The sequence below is a fragment of the Bradyrhizobium sp. 141 genome (genome assembly GCF_023074055.1).
Taxonomy (GTDB): Bacteria; Pseudomonadota; Alphaproteobacteria; order Rhizobiales; family Xanthobacteraceae; genus Bradyrhizobium.
Genome location: NZ_JADPKR010000025.1, coordinates 154932 through 173059, shown reverse-complemented (window position 1 = coordinate 173059; position 18128 = coordinate 154932). Strand labels below are relative to the sequence as shown.

Below are 18128 nucleotides of genomic sequence, written 5' to 3'. Positions count from 1 at the left end.
TCGTATGATTGCAGTGCAATCATAGATTCCGGACGGCGATCAGGATGCCGATGAAGGTCGCGGCGATGATCCAGAGCGCGACGGTGCGCCAGCGGTTCTTGCGGCCCTCGCTCCGTCCCATCGCGGCGATGCTCTCCGGCGACAGCCTGATGCCCTCCCGCGTCATGGTCTCGAGCTGCTCGAGCACCTTCACCGATCGCTCGGCGATCTCCGGCAGGCGCATCAGCACGCGCGCGATGTCTCCGGTCCCGGCGAGCGCCCCCTGCACCCGGCCGAGCGGGCCGAGATTGCGCTCGATCCATTCGCGCACCACGGGGTCGGCGATCTTCCAGATGTCGAGCTTGGGATCGAAGCCGCGCGCCACGCCTTCGACCACCACCATGGTCTTCTGGAGCAGGATCAGCTCGGGCCGCGTCGTCATGTCGAACAGGCCGGTGACCTCGAGCAGCAGCGTCAGCAGCCGCGCCATCGAGATCTCTTCCGCCGTGCGGTTGTGAATCGGCTCGCCGATGGCGCGGATGGCTTGCGCGAAATTCTCGACCGAGTGATGCGCGGGCACGTAGCCCGCCTCGAAATGCACCTCGGCGACGCGGCGATAATCGCGGGTGATGAAGCCGAGCAGGATTTCGGCGAGGAAGCGCCGCTCCTTCATGCCGAGCCGGCCCATGATGCCGAAATCGACCGCGACGAGACGGCCGGCGTCGTCGAGGAACAGATTGCCCGGATGCATGTCGGCATGGAAGAAACCGTCGCGCAGCGCGTGCCGCAAAAAGCTCTGGATCACCTTACGGCCAAGATCGGGCAGGTCGACCTGCGTCTCCGCCAGGCGCTTGTGGTCGTTCAACGCGATGCCGTCGATCCACTCCATCGTCAGCACGTTGTGCGTGGTGCGGTCCCAGTCAACGGTCGGCACGCGGAAGTCAGGGTCGTCGCGCGTATTCTCCGCCATCTCCGACAGCGCAGCCGCCTCCAGCCGCAGGTCCATCTCCATGGCGACCGAGCGCGACATGGTGTTGATGACCTCGATGAGGCGCAGCCGCCGCGCTTCCGCCGAATAGGTCTCGGCCTTGTGTGCGACGAAGAAGAAGTCGGAGAGATCGCGGCGGAAGCGCGCGGCCACGTTCGGCCTGAGCACCTTGACCGCCACTGACGTGCGGATCCCGTCGCGCAAGACTTCGCCGCGATGCACCTGCGCGATCGAGGCGGCCGCGACGGGAGGCCCGAAGCTCACGAAGACGTCCTTCAGCGGCCGCTCCAGCGAGGTCGCGATTGCGGCCTCGGCTTCGTCCTGCGGAAACGGCGGCAGGCGGTCCTGGAGGCTTTCGAGGTCGCGCGCCATGATGACGCCGACGACGTCGGGGCGCGTCGCCAGGAACTGCCCCAGCTTGAGATAGGCGGGGCCCATCCGGGTCAGCGCGCGCGAGATCCGCGGGCCGTGCTTGGTGCCGCGGCGTTCGACGAGGCGCGCCAGCTTCAGCGCGAGCTGTCCCGGCGGCGGCACCAGGCTCGGATCGACCGAGCCGAACACGCCCTCGCGGGCAAACACGAACGCGGCGCGGATCAGGCGCGCAATGTGGTTAAAGGCAGAGATCACAAACGCCAGCCCGAATGCAGTGCGACGATGCCGCCGGACAATGTCTGCCAGCTGACGCGGGCAAAGCCGGCGTCGCGGATCATGTCGGCGAAGGCGTTGGGTTTTGGAAACTTGCGGATCGATTCGACGAGATATTGATAGGATTCGGCATCGCCCGTGATCATGCGGCCGAGCGGCGGGATCACCTTGAACGAGAACAGGTCATAGAGACGATCGAGCCCGGGCATCTCGACGCTGGAGAATTCCAGGCAGAGGAAGCGGCTGCCGGGCTTCAACACGCGATAGGCCTCGTGCAGCGCCAGATCGATCCGGGGCACGTTGCGAATGCCGAAAGCGATCGTATAGGCATCGAAGCGGCGATCGGCGAAGCCAAGCGCTTCGGCATTGCCTTCGACGAAATCGACCCGGGTTTCGAGATGCCGCTTGACGGCGCGCTCGCGGCCGACCGCGAGCATGTCGGTGTTGATGTCGCAGACGGTGGCATGGAAGCCTGTACCTGCCGCCTTGGCGGCGCGGAACGAGATGTCGCCGGTGCCGCCGGCCACGTCGAGCAACGCGAACGGCCGGTCGCTCCTGGGCGGGTCGAGCGCGGTGATCATGATGTCCTTCCAGACCCGGTGCAGGCCACCGGACATCAAATCGTTCATCAGATCATAGCGCGAGGCCACGCTGCGAAACACGTCGTTCACCAGCGTCTGCTTGTCCCCGAGGGGGACGTCCCTGAAGCCAAAATGCGTGGTTTCGCCCGGCCGATCCATTACTCTACTCCACTGGGCGGACCATAGCGCGCCCGCCGCAATGGCGCTATCACACCGCCCTCATAAGGTGAATGCCTGACCATGCCTGAATTGCCCGAAGTCGAGACCGTCCGCCGCGGCCTTCAGCCTGTCATGGAGGGTGCGAAAATCCTCAATGCGGAGGCCCGCCGGCCCGACCTGCGCTTTCCGTTCCAGCCGGATTTCGTGGCCCGGCTCAAGGGCCAGGTCGTCACGGGTCTCGGCCGCCGTGCAAAATATCTCATGGCGGACCTCGCCTCCGGCGACGTGCTCTTGATGCATCTGGGCATGTCGGGCTCGTTCCGTGTCATCAAGCCGGACAACGATGTGCAGCCCGGCGAGTTTCACTATCCGAAGGCCAAGGATTCCGCGCACGACCACGTGCTGTTTCGGATGTCCTCCGGCGCCGACATCGTCTTCAACGATCCGCGCCGCTTCGGTTACATGAAAGTGATCGCACGCAGCGCGCTTGAAGAAGAGCCGCTGCTGCGTGGGCTCGGCCCCGAGCCGCTCGGCAACGAGTTCGATGCCGCGATGCTGGCGCGCTCCTGCGCCGGCAAGACCACGAGCCTGAAGGCGGCGCTGCTCGACCAGCGCGTGGTCGCCGGGCTCGGCAACATCTATGTCTGCGAAGCCCTGCATCGCTCGCATCTGTCGCCGCGCCGGATCGCCGCGACGCTCGCGACCAAGGCCGGACAGCGCAAAGGCGTTGCCGGCGGCGCGCCGACCGATCATGCCAAGCGATTAGTCAGTGCGATCCACACCGTGCTGAACGACGCCATCAAGGCCGGAGGCTCGTCATTGCGCGACCATCGCCAGACCTCGGGCGAGCTCGGTTATTTCCAGCATTCCTTCAAGGTCTATGATCGCGAAGGCCAGAAGTGCACTACGCCGCGCTGCGGCGGCACGATCAAGCGTTTCACCCAGAACGGACGTTCGACGTTCTGGTGCCCGAAATGTCAGAAGTGACGTAGCGCCGTAGCCCGGATGGAGCGCCGGACCGCAAGATGTTGCTCCGTCATTGCGAGCGCAGCGAAGCAATCCAGAATCTTTCCGCGGAGGAATTCTGGATTGCTTCGTCGCAAGGGCTCCTCGCAATGACGGGTGGATAGAGCATTCCGCAAAACGCGCAGCGAAGCAATCCGGCCGAGCTGGTAGCCGGATTGCTTCGTCGCTGGGGCCCTTCCGGATGGTGAAGGGCCAACTGCCGTCTGAGCGATCGTCCCGCTCAGGACGCCAGCGTGGTGGTCTCGTCCACCGAAAGCTCGGCGCCGGCATGCAGCATGCCGTCCGCAGCTGACATCACTTGGCCGATCAGGACACCGGTTGTCGCAGCGAGCTCGAGCCGGGCTTCGATCCAGCGCCAGAGGCCGCGGATCTCGTCCGCCGACTTGCCGTTCGGCGCGAATTCGCTCACGGCAAGGCCGCTCGCGAGCGAGTCCTGGTGATCGTTGCGCATCACGATCAGCGGGCGCGCGAGCACGTCCGTGAGATCGCGCGCGGCTTCTTCGGCGAGGGTGTTGGCGGCGTTGTCGATGCGCTGGCCGCGGATCGGCGTCTGGTTGAGCACGAAGCTGTAGGGCCGCTTCCAGGCGCGCGCGACGCTGAGTGTCGAGGCGGTCGCCTCGATGTCGGCGACGCTCGGGCGGGCCGGGATCAGGCAGAGATCGGAATGACGGATCGCCGCGGTGGTCGCGGCGCTGAGGCCGGCGGCAGTGTCGACGATCGCGAGCTCGAGGCCGCTGTCGGCCAGCATCTTCAGGCGCGGCGCGATGTCGGCGGCATGGTAGATCGGCTCGACGACGAGATCATCGGCGGTGCGGCGCCGCTGCCAGTTGGACAGGGTGCCCTGCGGGTCGGTCTCGATCAGGCGGACGGTGAAGCCGGCTTGCTTGGCTGCGAGCGCGAGGCCGATGGCCAGCGTGCTCTTCCCGCTGCCACCCTTTTGGGTGGCCAGTACGATCGTGTGCATTTGAAGATCAATCCTTTGGAGTGCCTGGGTCAGGAATACGCCACGCGAACGTGCATCGATCTCGATGCTGAGCTCTTCTCGCTCAGGACGTGCCGGCCCGATCCAAAGGGGGATCGCGGAGTCCGAATCAGCAGTAGCGATGATGGCGGAACAGGGAATGCCAGCGAATCCGTACCATTACTGGACCCGTAGTGGTACGTGTGACGATGCTCGCGGCTTAGTTGATCTGGTGCCCCGGCTCAGCGGAGCGGCATTCATAGCCGCGTCCGGGATACGAGAGCCTGGTGATTTTGGCTGCCTTACTTCCGCACGCAGATCACGCGGACGACAGCGGCTTTCGCGTCCGTCGACGTGCCATTCGCCGCGACATCGTTCGCCTTCAGGAAATCACGCACCGCGTCCGCGGACACCATCACGGCCTGCGACGCCGGCACTGATGTCGCGGGTCCCGCCACCATTGCTGGCTTCAACAGCGCAATGCCGGCGAACCTGCCGTCGCCGTCGATCGCCGGACCACCGGAAAGCCCAACTGCCGGCGGCGGGGACAGCATGGACTGGCTGCTCGGGACTGGCGTCAGTGCGGCCTTGACGATCGACACGCCGCCCGAGCCGCCCTGGTTCTGCGGATCGGCGATGCCGACGACATCCACGTTCGTCTTTGCCACGCCGCCAGCAAGGCTGAACGGCTTCAGGCCGCGTGCGCCGTAGATGTGTAACAGCGCGAGACCGCGCTCCTTGTCATCAGTGACACGGTCGGCACTGCCATGGCCGGCGATCGTGATCGCGAGGCAGCCGTCGGTGACGAGGCGGTCAGCAACAATTGCGCCATCGTCGCTGACGACGATTCCGGTGCCGTACTCGACGGTCTTGCGCGGCGGCGGCCCGACCTGCGGCCCAGGCGGAAATGCATTGAAGGCGCTCGACATCGCGATCACGACCGGCTCGACCGTGTTCTCGGTCGCCTGGTCGTAGAGGATCGTGATGGTGCGGACCTCGTCGCCCTTGAAGCTGCCGCGGACGTAAAACTTCTTCAGACCCTGCAAGCCCGACAGCACGAAGAAGTCCGGCTTCACCACGGTGTAGTCGACCTTGCGCCCGGACGGCTCCTTCTCCAGCTCCGCGAGTTTCGCCGCGGTCGGGTTCGCCTCCTTGCGGCGGCTGAGCAGCACCTGCACGGTTCCAGTCGGCGAGGTCCATTTCGAGCCGTTGGCGTCGCTCGCCTGCTGCGGCACCAGTTTTGAGGGGATGCCAAGCCGGGCGCCACTGGTCGGCTCCGTCACGATCTTCCAGCCGACGCTGTCCTGCTTCTTTCGCGCCGCCTCGGCGAGCGCGGCGCGCTCCTGCGGATTGAGCACGCCGGTCGGCTTGCCGCCCTTGGCCTTCTGGTATTCCTTGATGGCGTTGACCATGCGTTCGCTGACGTCGCCGGTGATGGCGCCATTATACCGGCCGACCCAGGCGAGGTCGGACTGCAGCGACAGTCGCTCTGCTTTTGCCATGGCATCGGCCGTCGCCGATGGCGTCTGCATTGCGGGAGGCTTGACCGGAACGGTCTGAACCGTTTTCGGGGTGGAGCCGGGGATTTGTGGCGCCGTCATCTGGGCGTTCGCGCCTGTGGCAGCCGCAAACATCAAGGTTGCCGCAAGCATCGATCTCATGACAAATCCAACCAGCCCATTGAACGCAATGCCATTGAAGCACATCTCGTTGGTCGCGAACAATGTAGCGGTGGTTCAGGCCAAGAGCCGAGCCAGGCACCCAGGTCCTCATCCTGAGGAGCGGCCGAAGGCCGCGTCTCGAAGGATGCCACAGGCGAGAACGGGGCCTTCATGGTTCGAGACGCGCGTTCCGCGCTCCTCACCATGAGGGTTGAGAGGAACGGACGACGATGCTGAGCCCGGACGAACTCGAACGTTATGCCCGTCATATCGTGCTGCGCGATGTCGGTGGTCCCGGCCAGGCCGCGCTGAAGCAGGCCTCCGCGCTGGTGATCGGCGCCGGCGGGCTCGGCGCGCCCGCTCTGATGTATCTGGCCGCCGCCGGCATCGGCACGCTCGGTGTGGTCGACGACGACGTGGTGTCGCTGTCCAACCTGCAGCGCCAGGTGATCCACACGACGCCCGACATCGGCCGGCACAAGGTCGAGAGCGCCGCCGAGCGGATCGCGGCGCTCAATCCGCATGTCCGTTTCGTCGGCCATGCCACCTGGCTGAATGCCGACAATGCGCTCAGCCTGATCGGCGACTACGATCTCGTGCTCGACGGCTCCGACAATTTCTCGACACGCTATCTGGTCTCGGACGCCTGCTTCTTCGCGAAGAGGCCGCTGATTACCGCCGCGCTCGGCACCTTCGACGGCTCGCTGACCACCATCCGCGCGCATGAGACGAACGAGCAGGGCGAATTCAATCCGACCTATCGCTGCCTGTTTCCGGAGGCGCCGCCGCCCGGCACCGTACCGGCCTGCGCGGAAGCCGGCGTCATGGGCGCGTTGGCGGGCGTGCTCGGCTCGATGATGGCACTGGAGGCAATCCGCGAGATCGTCGGTTTCGGCGACGGCCTGGTCGGCCGCCTCCTGATGATCGATGCGCGCGCGATGCGCTTCGAGACGTTGCGCTATTCGCGCGATCCGGCCAACCCGCTCAACGGCGATGGGCCCGTGGTCACCGACCTCAGCGCCCATCGCGCCTGATTGCCGCGGTTACGCCGCGGCCGGTTTCTCGCTGTCGAGATGCGCCATCTGCTCGGCGGCGTAGCGCGTGCCGGAAGCCACATCCGGCGGGAAGGCTTTTGCCAGCGCAGCGAGATGGGCCTGTGTCAGCGTGAACCTGGTCGCGCCGAACGCCTCGGTGAGACGATTGCGAGTTCTCGCCCCGACCAGCGGCACGATCTCCTTGCCCTGCGCCGCCACCCAGGCGATCGCGACCTGCGCCGGCGTTGCTCCAACGTCGTTCGCAACCGTGCGAAGCGATTCGACGAGCGCGAGATTGGCATCGAGGTTCGCGCCCTGGAAACGCGGCGTCATCAGCCGGTGGTCTCTGCCGGCTTTGCCGCTGTCCTTGGTCCAGTGGCCGCTGATCAGTCCGCGCGCGAGCACGCCGTAAGCCGTGATGCCGATGCCGAGCTCGCGGCAGGTCTTGAGGATATCGCGCTCGATGCCGCGCTCGATCAGCGAATATTCGATCTGGAGATCGGCGATCGGATGCACGGCATGCGCGCGGCGGATGGTGTCGGAGCCGACCTCGGACAGGCCGATATGCCTGATGTAGCCGGCCTTCACGAGATCGGCGAGGCCGCCAATGGTCTCCTCGATGGGAACGCTGGGGTCGAGCCGCGCGGGGCGATAGATGTCGATATAGTCGGTGCCGAGCCGCTGCATCGAATAGGCGAGGAAGTTCTTGGTCGCGGTTGGCCTGGTGTCCATTCCGGCGAACTCGCCGGCGGGACCACGCAGCGCGCCGTACTTGACGCTGATCTGCACCTTGTCGCGCGAGAAATCCTTCAGCGCCTCGCGAACCAGCATCTCGTTGTGACCCATCGCGTAGAAGTCGCCGGTGTCGAGCAACGTGATACCGGCGTCGACTGCCGCATGGACCGTGGCGATGCTCTCGTCGCGATCCGCGGGGCCATAGACCTCCGACATACCCATGCAGCCGAGGCCGAGGGCGGAGACGGTAGGGCCGGTTGAACCAAGTTTGCGCTGTTCCATGATGGCTCTCCTCGAAAAGGCGGCTGATTGCGCCGCGTGACCAGGCCAGATATGCACCGGCCCGATTGCGCCGATAAGCTGGACAATCTAGGACGGCTTGTTCACACTGGCGAACAATGACTGAGCCCGACCTGCGCGATCTCGATGTCTTCGTGGCCGTCGCCCGCACCCGCAATTTCCGGCGTGCCGCGGTCGAAATTCGTGTGTCTGTGTCGAGCCTTAGCCAGCGGCTGCGAGACCTGGAGGAGCGCCTCGGCGTCCGCCTGATGAACCGCACCACCCGCAGCGTTGCCCTGACCGAGGCGGGCGAGCTGCTGCTGTCGCGGGTGGCGCCGGCGCTGCGCGATGTCGGCGATGCGCTCGATCAGGTGCGGGGCCTGCGCGAGGTCGCTTCGGGCCGCCTGCGCATCAATGCGCCGCCGCCGGCGGTCGATCTCGTGCTGGCGCCGATGGTCGGGCCGTTTCTTAGCGTCTATCCACAGGTCGACCTCGACATCGTCTCTGAAAGCGGCTTCGTCGACATCGTCAGTGCCGGCTTCGATGCCGGCGTGCGCTATGGCGAACATCTCGCGCAGGATATGGTGGCGATCCCGCTGAGTGGACCGCAGAGCTACGTGGTGGTGGCTTCGCCCGATTACGTCGCGCGCCGCGCCAAGCCGCTTCATCCGAAGGACTTACTCGACCACGATTGCATCCGCGCCCGCTATTCGAGCGGCGTCATGCACGATTGGGAGTTCGAGAAGGCCGGCCAGGTCGTGAAGGTCGATCCGCCCGCAAAACTGATCTCGACTAACATGAACCTTGCCATGCGCGCCGCGCTCGACGGCGTCGGCATCTGGGCGACGCTCGATGGCTATGTCGGCGATGCCCTGAAGTCCGGCACGCTGGTCAGCTTGATGGAGGATTGGTGCGAACCGTTCCCGGGCCCGTTCCTGTACTACCCGAGCCGACGCCAGACGCCGCCCGCGCTGCGCGCCTTCATCGATTTCGTCGCCGACTGGCGCAAGCGCGAAACGCGCAGATAGTGGATCCTCATGGTGAGGAGCGCGGAATGCGCGTCTCGAACCATGAAAGCCCGGATATCGCCTGTGGCCATCCTTCGAGACGCCGCTTCGCGGCTCCTCAGGATGAGGACGGAGAGCTTGGGACGCGGCTAGTCTTAAGTCTTCAGAGCATGCTCGGCAGCACGCGATCCGGCGGCTTGTGCGCGTCGAGGAAGGTGCGGATGTTGATGATCACCTTCTCGCCCATCTCGACGCGGCCTTCGATCGTGGCCGAGCCCATATGCGGCAGCAGCGTCACCTTGCCGGCCTTGGCGAGCCGCACCAGTTTTGGATTGACCGCGGGCTCGTGCTCGTAGACGTCGAGCCCGGCGCCGCCGATCTCGCCGCCTTCGATCAGCTTGATCAGCGTGTCCTCGTCGGTGACCTCGCCGCGCGCGGTGTTGACGATATAGGCGTCTTTCCGGATCAGCTTCAGCCGGCGCGCCGAGAGCAGATGATAGGTCGCCGGCGTATGCGGACAGTTCACCGAGATGATGTCCATCCGCGCCAGCATCTGGTCGAGGCTTTCCCAATAGGTCGCGCCAAGCTCTTCGGCGATCTTTGGCGCCACGGGACGGCGGTTGTGATAGTGGATCTGCAGGCCGAAGGCGCGGGCGCGGCGCGCGACCGCCTGGCCGATGCGGCCCATGCCGATGATGCCGAGCCGCTTGCCGCCGATGCGGTGGCCGAGCATCCAGGTCGGCGACCAGCCGGGCCAGGGTTTTCCTTCGGTCAGGATCGAGGCGCCTTCGATCATCCGCCTGGGCACGGCGAGGATCAGCGCCATGGTCATGTCGGCGGTGTCCTCGGTCAGAACTTTCGGCGTGTTGGTGACGGTGATGCCGCGGGCGTGCGCGGCTTCGACGTCGATATTGTCGACACCGTTACCGAAATTGGCGATCAGGCGCAGCTTGCAGTCGGGCTGGTTGACGATGTCGGCGCTGATATGGTCGGTGACGGTCGGAACCAGCACGTCGGCGGTGCGCGCGGCTTCCGCGATCTGTTCGGCGGACATCGGCGTGTCCTCGAGATTGATCCGCGCGTCGAACAATTCGCGCATCCGCGTCTCGATCGAATCCGGCAGCTTGCGCGTCACCACGACGAGGGGCTTTTTCTTCACCGACATGTCCTGCTCTCATGAGGCGTCGCAGACCGCCTCTGTCGCCAAAGGCCGGCCGTTGAGGCCTCATTAACCCGGTTGTTCGACACTGCCCTTGCCGTGTCCGTCCCCGGCGTTTCCTCCAAGCTCTCCCGAGATTTCCGGCCGGAAAATCGGGGCAAACTGGTTGTTCAAGTGCCCGTCCTCTCTAGCAGAAGGCCGGGCCAAGACAAGAACCACGGGCCAGGCTTGGGGAACACCCGCGTGGGGCGGGTCGGGATCTACGCGGCAGGGTTTGGAATTTTGGGGTGAGGGTCCGGCAAGGCCGGGTCCTCGACAGGAGACGGGTTGATGGCGTTGGGGCGTTTTTGTTCGGTGATGGCGCTTGTCTGCACCTGGTGGAGCGCCTCGGTCGGCCCCTCGCAATCGGCCAAGGACAATACCCCGCAGACCACCAGCGGCCTGCCGGTGCCGCGTTACGTCAGCCTCAAATCGGATCACGTCAATGTTCGCGCCGGCCCGACCAAGGACAATGACGTGGCTTGGGTCTACACCCGTGCCGGTCTGCCGGTCGAAATCACCGCCGAGTTCGAGAATTGGCGCCGGGTGCGCGATTCCGAGGGCGCCGAGGGCTGGGTCTATCACTCGCTGCTGTCGGGCCGCCGCACCGCGGTCGTCACCATGAAGCACAAGGACGAGCTCGCCCCGATCTACGATCGTGCCGATCTCGACAGCGCCGTTGCAGCAAAGCTCCAGGCCGGCGTCGTCACCCAGGTGAAGAAGTGCACTGCAAACTGGTGCCGCGTCACCGGCAACGGCTTCGACGGCTGGATCCAGCAGGAGCGCCTCTGGGGCGTGTATTCGGACGAGCAGGTGAATTGAGCCGGAGGCGGGCGAAGCGTTCGCCCCACCGTCATGCCCGGGCTTGTCCCGGGCATCCACGCGCTTCTCGCCTGCTCCAAAAACGTGGATGGCCGGGACAAGCCCGGCCATGACGATCTTCTCAGCTTAGAGAAATCTCAGCGCTTTTTGCGCAGGCGCACGACCATGTCGATGCGCGCGATCTCATAACCCTCGGGCACCTCCGGCATCTTGGACAGCGCCAGATGCGGATCCTCAATGTCGACCAGCTCGTGGCTGTTCTCGAGGTAGTAATGATGGTGGGTGGTGACGTTAGTGTCGAAATAGGTCTTGGTGCCGTCGACGCTGACCTGGCGGAGCAGACCGGCATCGGTGAGCTGGTTCAGGGTGTTGTAGACGGTCGCCAACGACACCGGAACCTTGGCCAGTGTTGCTTCCTCGTAGAGCATTTCAGCCGTGAGGTGCCGTGCGCCCTTGCCGAACAACAGCCAACCGAGCGCCATGCGCTGGCGCGTCGGACGCAGCCCGGCGGACTGGAGCATTTCGTTGACGTCATGCCAGGGGCAGCCGGTCAAAGCCGGCTGGCGGCCGGACAGCAGGGCTGCGGAATGGACGTCGTCGTCGTGACGGGGCGTTATATTCTCGCTCATTTCCAGATTTCGGGCACGCGTGAACAATATCTATCTGCAATATAAGAACAGAAAGATGCAGATGCAAGTTTCTCGCAACTAGAGGGGTTCTAATCAGACTTGGAACCGGGCCGGGATCGCGTCATTTTACCTTCATGGATGCGCTTTGCCACCCGAAATGGCCTGTGTTAGAGAGCGCGCGGTTCCGCTTAGCCAATTTTTGGCGCAGCCGGGCATGGAGGCCCGGTCGGCAGTCCATCCGGGGCATGCGGGAGTCGCGCCTGACTATGGCATTGGCGTTGCTCTCCGACCGAGACGGGGCCCATTTTCGCCAAAGAACGCCGCTCAATCGGAATTCAAACAGAGGCTCGTGCATGCTGAACAGGCGCAACGGTTACGAATACGAAGATCTGCTGGCATGCGCCCGTGGCGAGATGTTCGGCCCGGGCAATGCCCAGCTGCCGCTGCCGCCGATGCTGATGTTCGATCGCATCACGGAAATCAGCGAGACCGGCGGGGAGTTTGGCAAGGGCGTGGTGCGCGCCGAGCTCGACGTGAAGCCCGACCTCTGGTTCTTCGGCTGCCACTTCAAGAACGATCCGGTGATGCCCGGCTGCCTCGGCCTCGATGCGCTGTGGCAAATGGTCGGCTTTTATCTGGGTTGGACCGGGGGCGAAGGTCGGGGGCGCGCGCTTGGTCTGAACGAATTAAAGTTCAGCGGCCAGGTGCTGCCCGAGGCGCGCAAGGTTGTGTACAACATCGATATCAAGCGCGTGATGCGTTCAAAGCTGGTGCTCGGGATTGCCGACGGATGGCTTTCGGTCGATGACCAGATTATCTATCGCGCCAAGGACCTGAAGGTCGGCCTGTTCAAGCAGGGCACGAGCCTGGGCTGAGCGCATCACCACGAAGAGAACGAGCAAGACAACGAGCAGGGCGAGGCTGTCATGAGGCGGGTTGTGGTCACCGGGATGGGCATCGTCTCGTCGATCGGAAACAACACCCAGGAAGTGCTTGCGAGCCTTCACGAGGCGAAGTCGGGCATTTCTCGGGCTGAGAAACATGCCGAGCTAGGGTTTCGTTCGCAGGTGCAAGGCGCGCCGACGCTCGATCCCGCGACGGTGGTCGACCGCCGCGCCATGCGTTTCCTCGGTCAGGGCGCGGCGTGGAATCATGTTGCGATGGAGCAGGCGATTCAGGATTCCGGTCTGTCGCCTGACGAAGTCTCCAACATCCGCACCGGCATCATCATGGGCTCCGGCGGCCCGTCCGCCCGCACCATCGTCGAAGCCGCCGACATCACCCGCACCAAGGGACCGAAGCGCGTCGGACCGTTTGCAGTGCCGAAGGCGATGTCGTCCACGGCCTCCGCGACGCTTGCGACCTGGTTCAAGATCAAGGGCGTGAACTACTCGATCTCCTCGGCCTGCGCGACGTCGAATCATTGCGTCGGCAATGCCTATGAGACGATCCAGATCGGCAAGCAGGACGTCATCTTCGCCGGTGGCTGTGAAGAATTGGACTGGTCGCTGTCGGTGCTGTTCGACGCCATGGGCGCGATGTCCTCGAAGTACAATGACACGCCTGCCACGGCCTCGCGTCCCTACGACGTCAACCGCGACGGCTTCGTCATCGCCGGCGGCGCCGGCGTGCTGGTGCTGGAAGAGCTCGAGCATGCCAAGGCGCGGGGCGCCCGCATTTACGGCGAGATCGTCGGTTACGGCGCGACTTCGGACGGCTACGACATGGTCGCGCCATCGGGTGAAGGCGCCGAGCGCTGCATGCGCATGGCAATGTCGACGGTGAAGACCAAGGTGGACTACATCAATCCCCACGCGACCTCGACGCCGGCCGGCGATCCCCCGGAGATCGACGCGCTCCGTCGGGTGTTCGGAAGTGGCGAGAAGTGCCCGCCGATCTCGGCCACCAAGGCGCTGACCGGCCACTCGCTGGGCGCTACCGGCGTGCAGGAGGCGATCTACTCGCTGCTGATGATGAATAACGGCTTCATCTGCGAGAGCGCGCACATCCAGGAGCTCGATCCTGTTTTCGCCGACATGCCGATCGTGCGCAAGCGCATCGACAACGTCAAGATCGGCACCGTGCTGTCGAACTCCTTCGGCTTCGGCGGCACCAACGCCACGCTGGTATTCAGCCGGCTGGATGCGTGACGTCCTCGCGGACGTGTTGGTAATTTCTCGTCATGGCCGGGCAAAAGCGCGAAGCGCGTCTTCGCGCCAGATGTCCCGGCCATCCACGTCTTAGCCTCAGGCGCTGAAGGGCGTGGATGCCCGGGTCATAGGCGAGCGAATCGACGCCGTCCTTCAGACGGCTATGCCCGGGCATGACGAAAGCGGAAGGTAGTCGCGAGATGGAAGGTTTGATGAAAGGCAAGCGCGGTCTGATCATGGGCATCGCTAATGATCACTCGATCGCCTGGGGCATGGCGAAGACGCTGCATGCCCACGGTGCCGAGCTTGCCTTCACCTTCCAGGGCGAGGCGCTGGGCAAGCGCGTCAAGCCGCTGGCCGAGCAGCTCGGGGTCGATCTGGTGCTGCCTTGCGATGTCGAGGACATCGCAAGTGTCGATGCCACCTTCGATGTGCTGCGCGAAAAGTGGGGCAAGCTCGATTTCGTGATCCACGCCATCGGCTTTGCCGACAAGAACGAGCTGAAGGGCCGCTACGCCGACACCAGCCGCGAGAACTTCTCGCGCACGATGGTGATCTCCTGCTTCTCGTTCACGGAAGTCGCAAAGCGCGCCGCAGAGCTGATGACGGAGGGCGGCAGCATGATCACGCTGACCTTCGGGGCCTCGGAGCGCGCGATGCCGAACTACAACGTGATGGGCGTGGCCAAGGCGGCGCTGGAAGCCTCGGTGCGCTATCTCGCCTCCGATTTCGGACCCCGCGGCATCCGCGTCAACGCAATCTCCGCAGGCCCCATCCGCACGCTCGCCGGCTCGGGCATCGGCGAGGCGCGCGCGATGTTCGCTTACATGCAGAAGCATTCGCCGCTCCGCCGCGGCGTCACGCTCGACGAGCTCGGCGGCTCGGCGCTGTATCTGCTGTCGGATCTGTCCGGCGGCGTGACCGGCGAGATCCACTATGTCGATTCCGGCTACAACATCGTCCTGATGCCGAGGCCCGACGATCTGAAGGCGGAATGAACCGTTCGCAGATTCCGTAGGGTGGGCAAAGGAGCGCAAGCGACGTGCCCACCGTCTCTCAATGATTTCAGATGGTGGGCACGGCGAAGGCGCCTTTGCCCACCCTACGAGAGCTGCTTCAACCCGCCGCGACCTTTTCCGCACGCTGGAACGCCGGCCGCGCCATGCAGCGCGCGAGATAGGCATCGAAGGCGGGACGTGACGGCACCATCTTGAACAGGCGCACCGCGAAGTTCAGGCCCGATCCGATCGTGATGTCGGCGGCCGAAAATTCCTCGCCGAGGATCCAGGGCCCCTTGGCGAGCGCGGCTTCCAGCACGTCGAAGACCTGCGTCGCGCTGCCCCAGGCGGCGGTCGAGGTCGGGATCTCGATCTTGGTGAAGATCTGGATGATGGCGGGCTCGATGCAGCCCGGCGAAAAGAACAGCCATTGCAGATACCGCCCACGGCGCGGATCGGTCACGAGTGGCGCCAGCTTCGTCTCGGGATAGCGGTCGGCAATGTAGGCGCAGATCGCGGCGGCTTCGCCGAGTGCAACGTCGCCGTCGGCGAGCGCCGGAACCTTGCCCATCGGATTGACCTTGAGAAACTCCGGCGCCTTCTGCGCGCCGGTCGAGATGTCGGTCAGCACGCGCTCATAGGCAAGGCCGCTCTCTTCCATCAGCCAGAGTGTCGTGAACGAGCGCGAGCGGGGCGACCAATAGAGCTTGATCATGGCGGGGGACCTTCCATCGGCGTGAGGCGGGGCGAGGCCCATTCATCGCGTGTCTGTATCGAAATCGCAACGCACTACGGTTGGCCCGATGCAGTGTTCGGTCGTCAACATCTTGGTCGACGCGAATGAGCGCGTATCAGTCTTGCTTCAGATAGCCGGGAAGCCCCCGATCGAGCCTGTCGGTGATGAGCGCCCGCGTTTTCTCGCGCAGGATCGCGCTGCTCGAAGCCGTCGCGGGCGGGTTGGGGAACTGGTCATTGTCGAGCTTGTTAAGCGGGTCTTCGGTCAGTCGCATACTTGCGGCGAAGTTCGCGCCGAAATTCACAAAGGGGCGCTTGATCTCCTCGTAGCTCCGGCCGTCGATCAGGTTGATCGAGATGTTCGCGAACAAGTGCGAATGCCGGATCAGATTTCCGAGCCCTTGATTGAATGTGCCGATGCCATTCAACATCATGCGGCTGCCCGGCAATTCTCCCTTGTACGTGGTCGCAACGAGATAGCGATCGCAGCTCACGTTCGGCGTGATGCCGCGCACGATCGCCGGCAGGCGTTCGTTAGGATCGGGAATGAATCGCGATTTCGGATGATAGAAGGGTTCGAAGGCTCCCTTGGGGTAGGCGATCCTGCGAACGCCGGGATCGCCGCCCGTTGCGGCTTTCACCCGCGCAAACACGAGATCGTCGAGACCCCAGTCGATGGGGATTTCGGCCTCCTCGTTCTCGAAAATGGTCAGTCCGAATTTCTGGACGGAGTAGCGCTCGCCGATCACCGAGATCACGCCGAGCTTGCAGGGGCCGCTCTCGACCGCGACCGGCTGCTTCGCCACCGGTTTGGCCTTCGGCGTGGCCTTCTTGGCAGCTGGTTTTGCCGGTGCGGCCGCTGCGGGAGACGCGGAGGTTGCGGGAGGAGTTTGCGCTGATGCCGAAGCCAGAAGGGACAATGGGACGAGCAATGAGGCAGCAAATCGAAACATGGATTCCAGGGGGATCAGAAACAGGAGGTCGTCGGATGACCCACACTAGGGTGGGACTGTGACAACCGCAAGCTGCACCCGGAGGTCGCCGTCTATCCAATCGGTCGCTGCCGCTTCCACCGATAGTACTTCATCACGAACCCATTCGACGGCTCAATCTCTTCCTTCTCGAACACAAAACCTGCGCGCTCGTACCAGCGCCAGGCTTTTTCGTTCTCGCGGACGCAACGCAGGTACATCTCATCAGGCATTTGCGTGCGGGTGAAGGCGAGCAATTGCCGGCCGAGCGATCGGCCCTGATAGGCCGGCGCGACGAAGAGCATGTCGAGATAGAGCATCCGCAAATGCAGAGCCAGCATGGCGGCGATCGTGCCTTGATCGTCGGCGACAAACAGGCTCCAGCCGTCCTCGATCTCGCGCCGGATGCGCGCGCGCAGATTTGCCAGCAGGAAGTCGCTGGCCTCGCCGAGGCCGGTCGAGACCCAGCTCTCCATCCAGACGCGGCCGACCTCATCGTATTCGTCTGCGCGGGCGGGGCGAATGAGCGGATGCGACATCCGGCGCTCAGGTCCGGTGATTGCACGCGGCCGGACGCGGCGCCTTGCCGGCCGACAGGCACACCACTTCGGAGATCTGCAGCAGCTGCCGGGCCAAGGGGCTGGTCTTGCGCCAGACCATGCCGATGGTGCGGGACGGCTCGGGGTCGCGGAAGCGCGCGAGCGAGACCGAAGCCGATCGCGTCTCCACCGGCACCGCCATCTCCGGAATCAAGGTGACGCCGATGCCGGCGCTGACCATCTGGACCAGCGTCGACAGCGAATTGGCGTCCAGCATCTCGCGCGGCGGCGCCGATTGCATGTTGCAGAACGACAGCGCCTGATCGCGAAAGCAGTGCCCCTCCTCGAGCAGCAACAGCCGCATCTCCCGCATCATCTCGCGCGACGGCGCCGGCGTTCCCTCATCCGCGCCCGGCCGGACCAGCAGGAATTTTTCCTCGAACAGGGCGACCTCGGTCAGCGAGGGCTCTGACACCGGCAGCGCCACGATGGCGGTGTCGAGCCGTCCCTCCACCAGCTCCTGGATCAGCCGCGGCGTCATGGTCTCGCGCACGCGGATGTCGAGCTCCGGATGCAGGCGCGTGAGATTCTTGGTGATCGTGGGCAGGAGATAGGGCGCGATCGTCGGAATCATGCCGATGCGCAGCCGGCCCGCGAAGCGATCCTGCGAGGCGCGGGCGAAATCGCCGAGCTCATCGACCGAGCGCAAAATGTCGCGGACGCGTTGTGCGAGCTCCTCGCCGAACCGGGTCAGCGCCACCTGCCGGGCGCTACGCTCCAGCAGCAAGCCGCCGAGCGTCTCCTCCAACTCCTTGATCTGCATCGACAAGGCCGGTTGCGAGATGGAGCAGGACTCGGCCGCGCGGCCGAAATGACCATGACGCGCCAGCGCATCGAAGTACCGGAGCTGGCGCAGCGTCACGTTGATCATCAGAAAATCCTATCGCAGCGATCATTAAAGTCAACTTTACCTGATAGGACGCGACGCTTAGAGTGGTTCTACCTGGTCAAAGGCGCGAGTTCGACGCCAC

Annotated in this window: 18 protein-coding genes; 7 read left to right on the top strand and 11 right to left on the bottom strand. The window is 64.5% G+C overall.

Annotation, left to right across the window (positions count from 1 at the left end):
- Positions 1-19: 19 nt before the first annotated feature.
- Together ubiB and ubiE are read right to left on the bottom strand one after the other, a co-directional pair.
- Positions 20-1594, bottom strand: coding sequence for a 2-polyprenylphenol 6-hydroxylase (gene ubiB / locus IVA81_RS08160; protein ID WP_247314502.1), 1575 nt, complete (start codon positions 1592-1594; stop codon positions 20-22).
- The gene (gene ubiE / locus IVA81_RS08155) at positions 1591-2352 is read right to left on the bottom strand and encodes a bifunctional demethylmenaquinone methyltransferase/2-methoxy-6-polyprenyl-1,4-benzoquinol methylase UbiE (protein ID WP_247314501.1); all 762 of its coding nucleotides are present in this window, start codon (positions 2350-2352) and stop codon (positions 1591-1593) included. Before ubiE ends, ubiB begins: the two co-directional genes overlap by 4 nt.
- An 81-nt stretch (positions 2353-2433) precedes the next feature.
- Here ubiE and mutM point away from each other — a divergent pair, with 81 nt between their 5' ends.
- Complete coding sequence (gene mutM / locus IVA81_RS08150; RefSeq protein ID WP_247314499.1) at positions 2434-3339, top strand: bifunctional DNA-formamidopyrimidine glycosylase/DNA-(apurinic or apyrimidinic site) lyase; 906 nt, start codon at positions 2434-2436, stop codon at positions 3337-3339.
- A 259-nt stretch (positions 3340-3598) separates the two neighbouring features.
- On the opposite strand, the gene IVA81_RS08145 is transcribed toward mutM, so the two are convergent.
- Together IVA81_RS08145 and IVA81_RS08140 are read right to left on the bottom strand one after the other, a co-directional pair.
- Entirely contained in the window at positions 3599-4342 is a 744-nt protein-coding gene (locus IVA81_RS08145) for a ParA family protein (protein ID WP_247314497.1), read from the bottom strand.
- A gap of 299 nt (positions 4343-4641) precedes the next feature.
- Positions 4642-6000, bottom strand: coding sequence for a peptidoglycan-binding protein (locus IVA81_RS08140; protein WP_247314496.1), 1359 nt, complete (start codon positions 5998-6000; stop codon positions 4642-4644).
- Positions 6001-6230: 230 nt separating this feature from the next.
- Between IVA81_RS08140 and moeB the strand changes: the two genes are divergently transcribed.
- On the top strand, positions 6231-7034 hold the full coding sequence (moeB, locus tag IVA81_RS08135; RefSeq protein ID WP_247314494.1) for a molybdopterin-synthase adenylyltransferase MoeB: 804 nt from the start codon (positions 6231-6233) through the stop codon (positions 7032-7034).
- 9 nt (positions 7035-7043) lie between these two features.
- Here the strand turns inward: moeB and IVA81_RS08130 are convergent, their stop codons facing one another.
- Positions 7044-8051: an aldo/keto reductase gene (locus IVA81_RS08130; RefSeq protein ID WP_247314492.1), complete on the bottom strand. Its 1008-nt coding sequence runs from the start codon at positions 8049-8051 to the stop codon at positions 7044-7046.
- A gap of 116 nt (positions 8052-8167) precedes the next feature.
- Between IVA81_RS08130 and IVA81_RS08125 the strand changes: the two genes are divergently transcribed.
- Positions 8168-9076 (top strand): LysR family transcriptional regulator, encoded by a 909-nt coding sequence (locus IVA81_RS08125; RefSeq protein ID WP_247314490.1) that lies wholly within the window; start codon positions 8168-8170, stop codon positions 9074-9076.
- A gap of 142 nt (positions 9077-9218) precedes the next feature.
- Here the strand turns inward: IVA81_RS08125 and IVA81_RS08120 are convergent, their stop codons facing one another.
- Positions 9219-10220 carry a D-glycerate dehydrogenase gene (locus tag IVA81_RS08120; RefSeq protein ID WP_247314488.1) on the bottom strand — a complete coding sequence of 334 codons (1002 nt, stop codon included), beginning with the start codon at positions 10218-10220 and terminating at the stop codon, positions 9219-9221.
- 324 nt (positions 10221-10544) lie between these two features.
- Here IVA81_RS08120 and IVA81_RS08115 point away from each other — a divergent pair, with 324 nt between their 5' ends.
- Positions 10545-11075 carry an SH3 domain-containing protein gene (locus tag IVA81_RS08115; RefSeq protein ID WP_247314486.1) on the top strand — a complete coding sequence of 177 codons (531 nt, stop codon included), beginning with the start codon at positions 10545-10547 and terminating at the stop codon, positions 11073-11075.
- A 137-nt stretch (positions 11076-11212) separates the two neighbouring features.
- Here IVA81_RS08115 and irrA read toward each other — a convergent pair whose 3' ends face one another.
- Entirely contained in the window at positions 11213-11704 is a 492-nt protein-coding gene (irrA, locus tag IVA81_RS08110) for an iron response transcriptional regulator IrrA (protein ID WP_247314484.1), read from the bottom strand.
- A 353-nt stretch (positions 11705-12057) separates the two neighbouring features.
- On the opposite strand from irrA, the gene fabA reads away from it, so the two are divergent.
- The 3 genes from fabA to fabI all read left to right on the top strand — a co-directional run bounded on the left by fabA (position 12058) and on the right by fabI (position 14852).
- A complete protein-coding gene (gene fabA / locus IVA81_RS08105; RefSeq protein WP_247314611.1) occupies positions 12058-12579 on the top strand; it encodes a bifunctional 3-hydroxydecanoyl-ACP dehydratase/trans-2-decenoyl-ACP isomerase in 522 nt (173 codons plus the stop codon).
- A gap of 51 nt (positions 12580-12630) precedes the next feature.
- Positions 12631-13854, top strand: a complete 1224-nt coding sequence (gene fabB / locus IVA81_RS08100; RefSeq protein WP_247314483.1) for a beta-ketoacyl-ACP synthase I — start codon at positions 12631-12633, stop codon at positions 13852-13854.
- A gap of 200 nt (positions 13855-14054) precedes the next feature.
- Positions 14055-14852, top strand: a complete 798-nt coding sequence (gene fabI, locus IVA81_RS08095) for an enoyl-ACP reductase FabI (RefSeq protein WP_247314481.1) — start codon at positions 14055-14057, stop codon at positions 14850-14852.
- Between the two features lie 118 nt (positions 14853-14970).
- Here the strand turns inward: fabI and IVA81_RS08090 are convergent, their stop codons facing one another.
- From IVA81_RS08090 to IVA81_RS08075, 4 genes are all read right to left on the bottom strand, one after another.
- Positions 14971-15567, bottom strand: a complete 597-nt coding sequence (locus IVA81_RS08090) for a glutathione S-transferase family protein (RefSeq protein ID WP_247314477.1) — start codon at positions 15565-15567, stop codon at positions 14971-14973.
- Positions 15568-15703: 136 nt separating this feature from the next.
- On the bottom strand, positions 15704-16393 hold the full coding sequence (locus IVA81_RS08085; protein ID WP_247314475.1) for a hypothetical protein: 690 nt from the start codon (positions 16391-16393) through the stop codon (positions 15704-15706).
- Positions 16394-16632: 239 nt separating this feature from the next.
- Positions 16633-17097 (bottom strand): GNAT family N-acetyltransferase, encoded by a 465-nt coding sequence (locus IVA81_RS08080; RefSeq protein ID WP_247314473.1) that lies wholly within the window; start codon positions 17095-17097, stop codon positions 16633-16635.
- Positions 17098-17104: 7 nt separating this feature from the next.
- Positions 17105-18028, bottom strand: coding sequence for a hydrogen peroxide-inducible genes activator (locus IVA81_RS08075; RefSeq protein ID WP_247314471.1), 924 nt, complete (start codon positions 18026-18028; stop codon positions 17105-17107).
- Between the last annotated feature and the right edge of the window lie 100 nt (positions 18029-18128).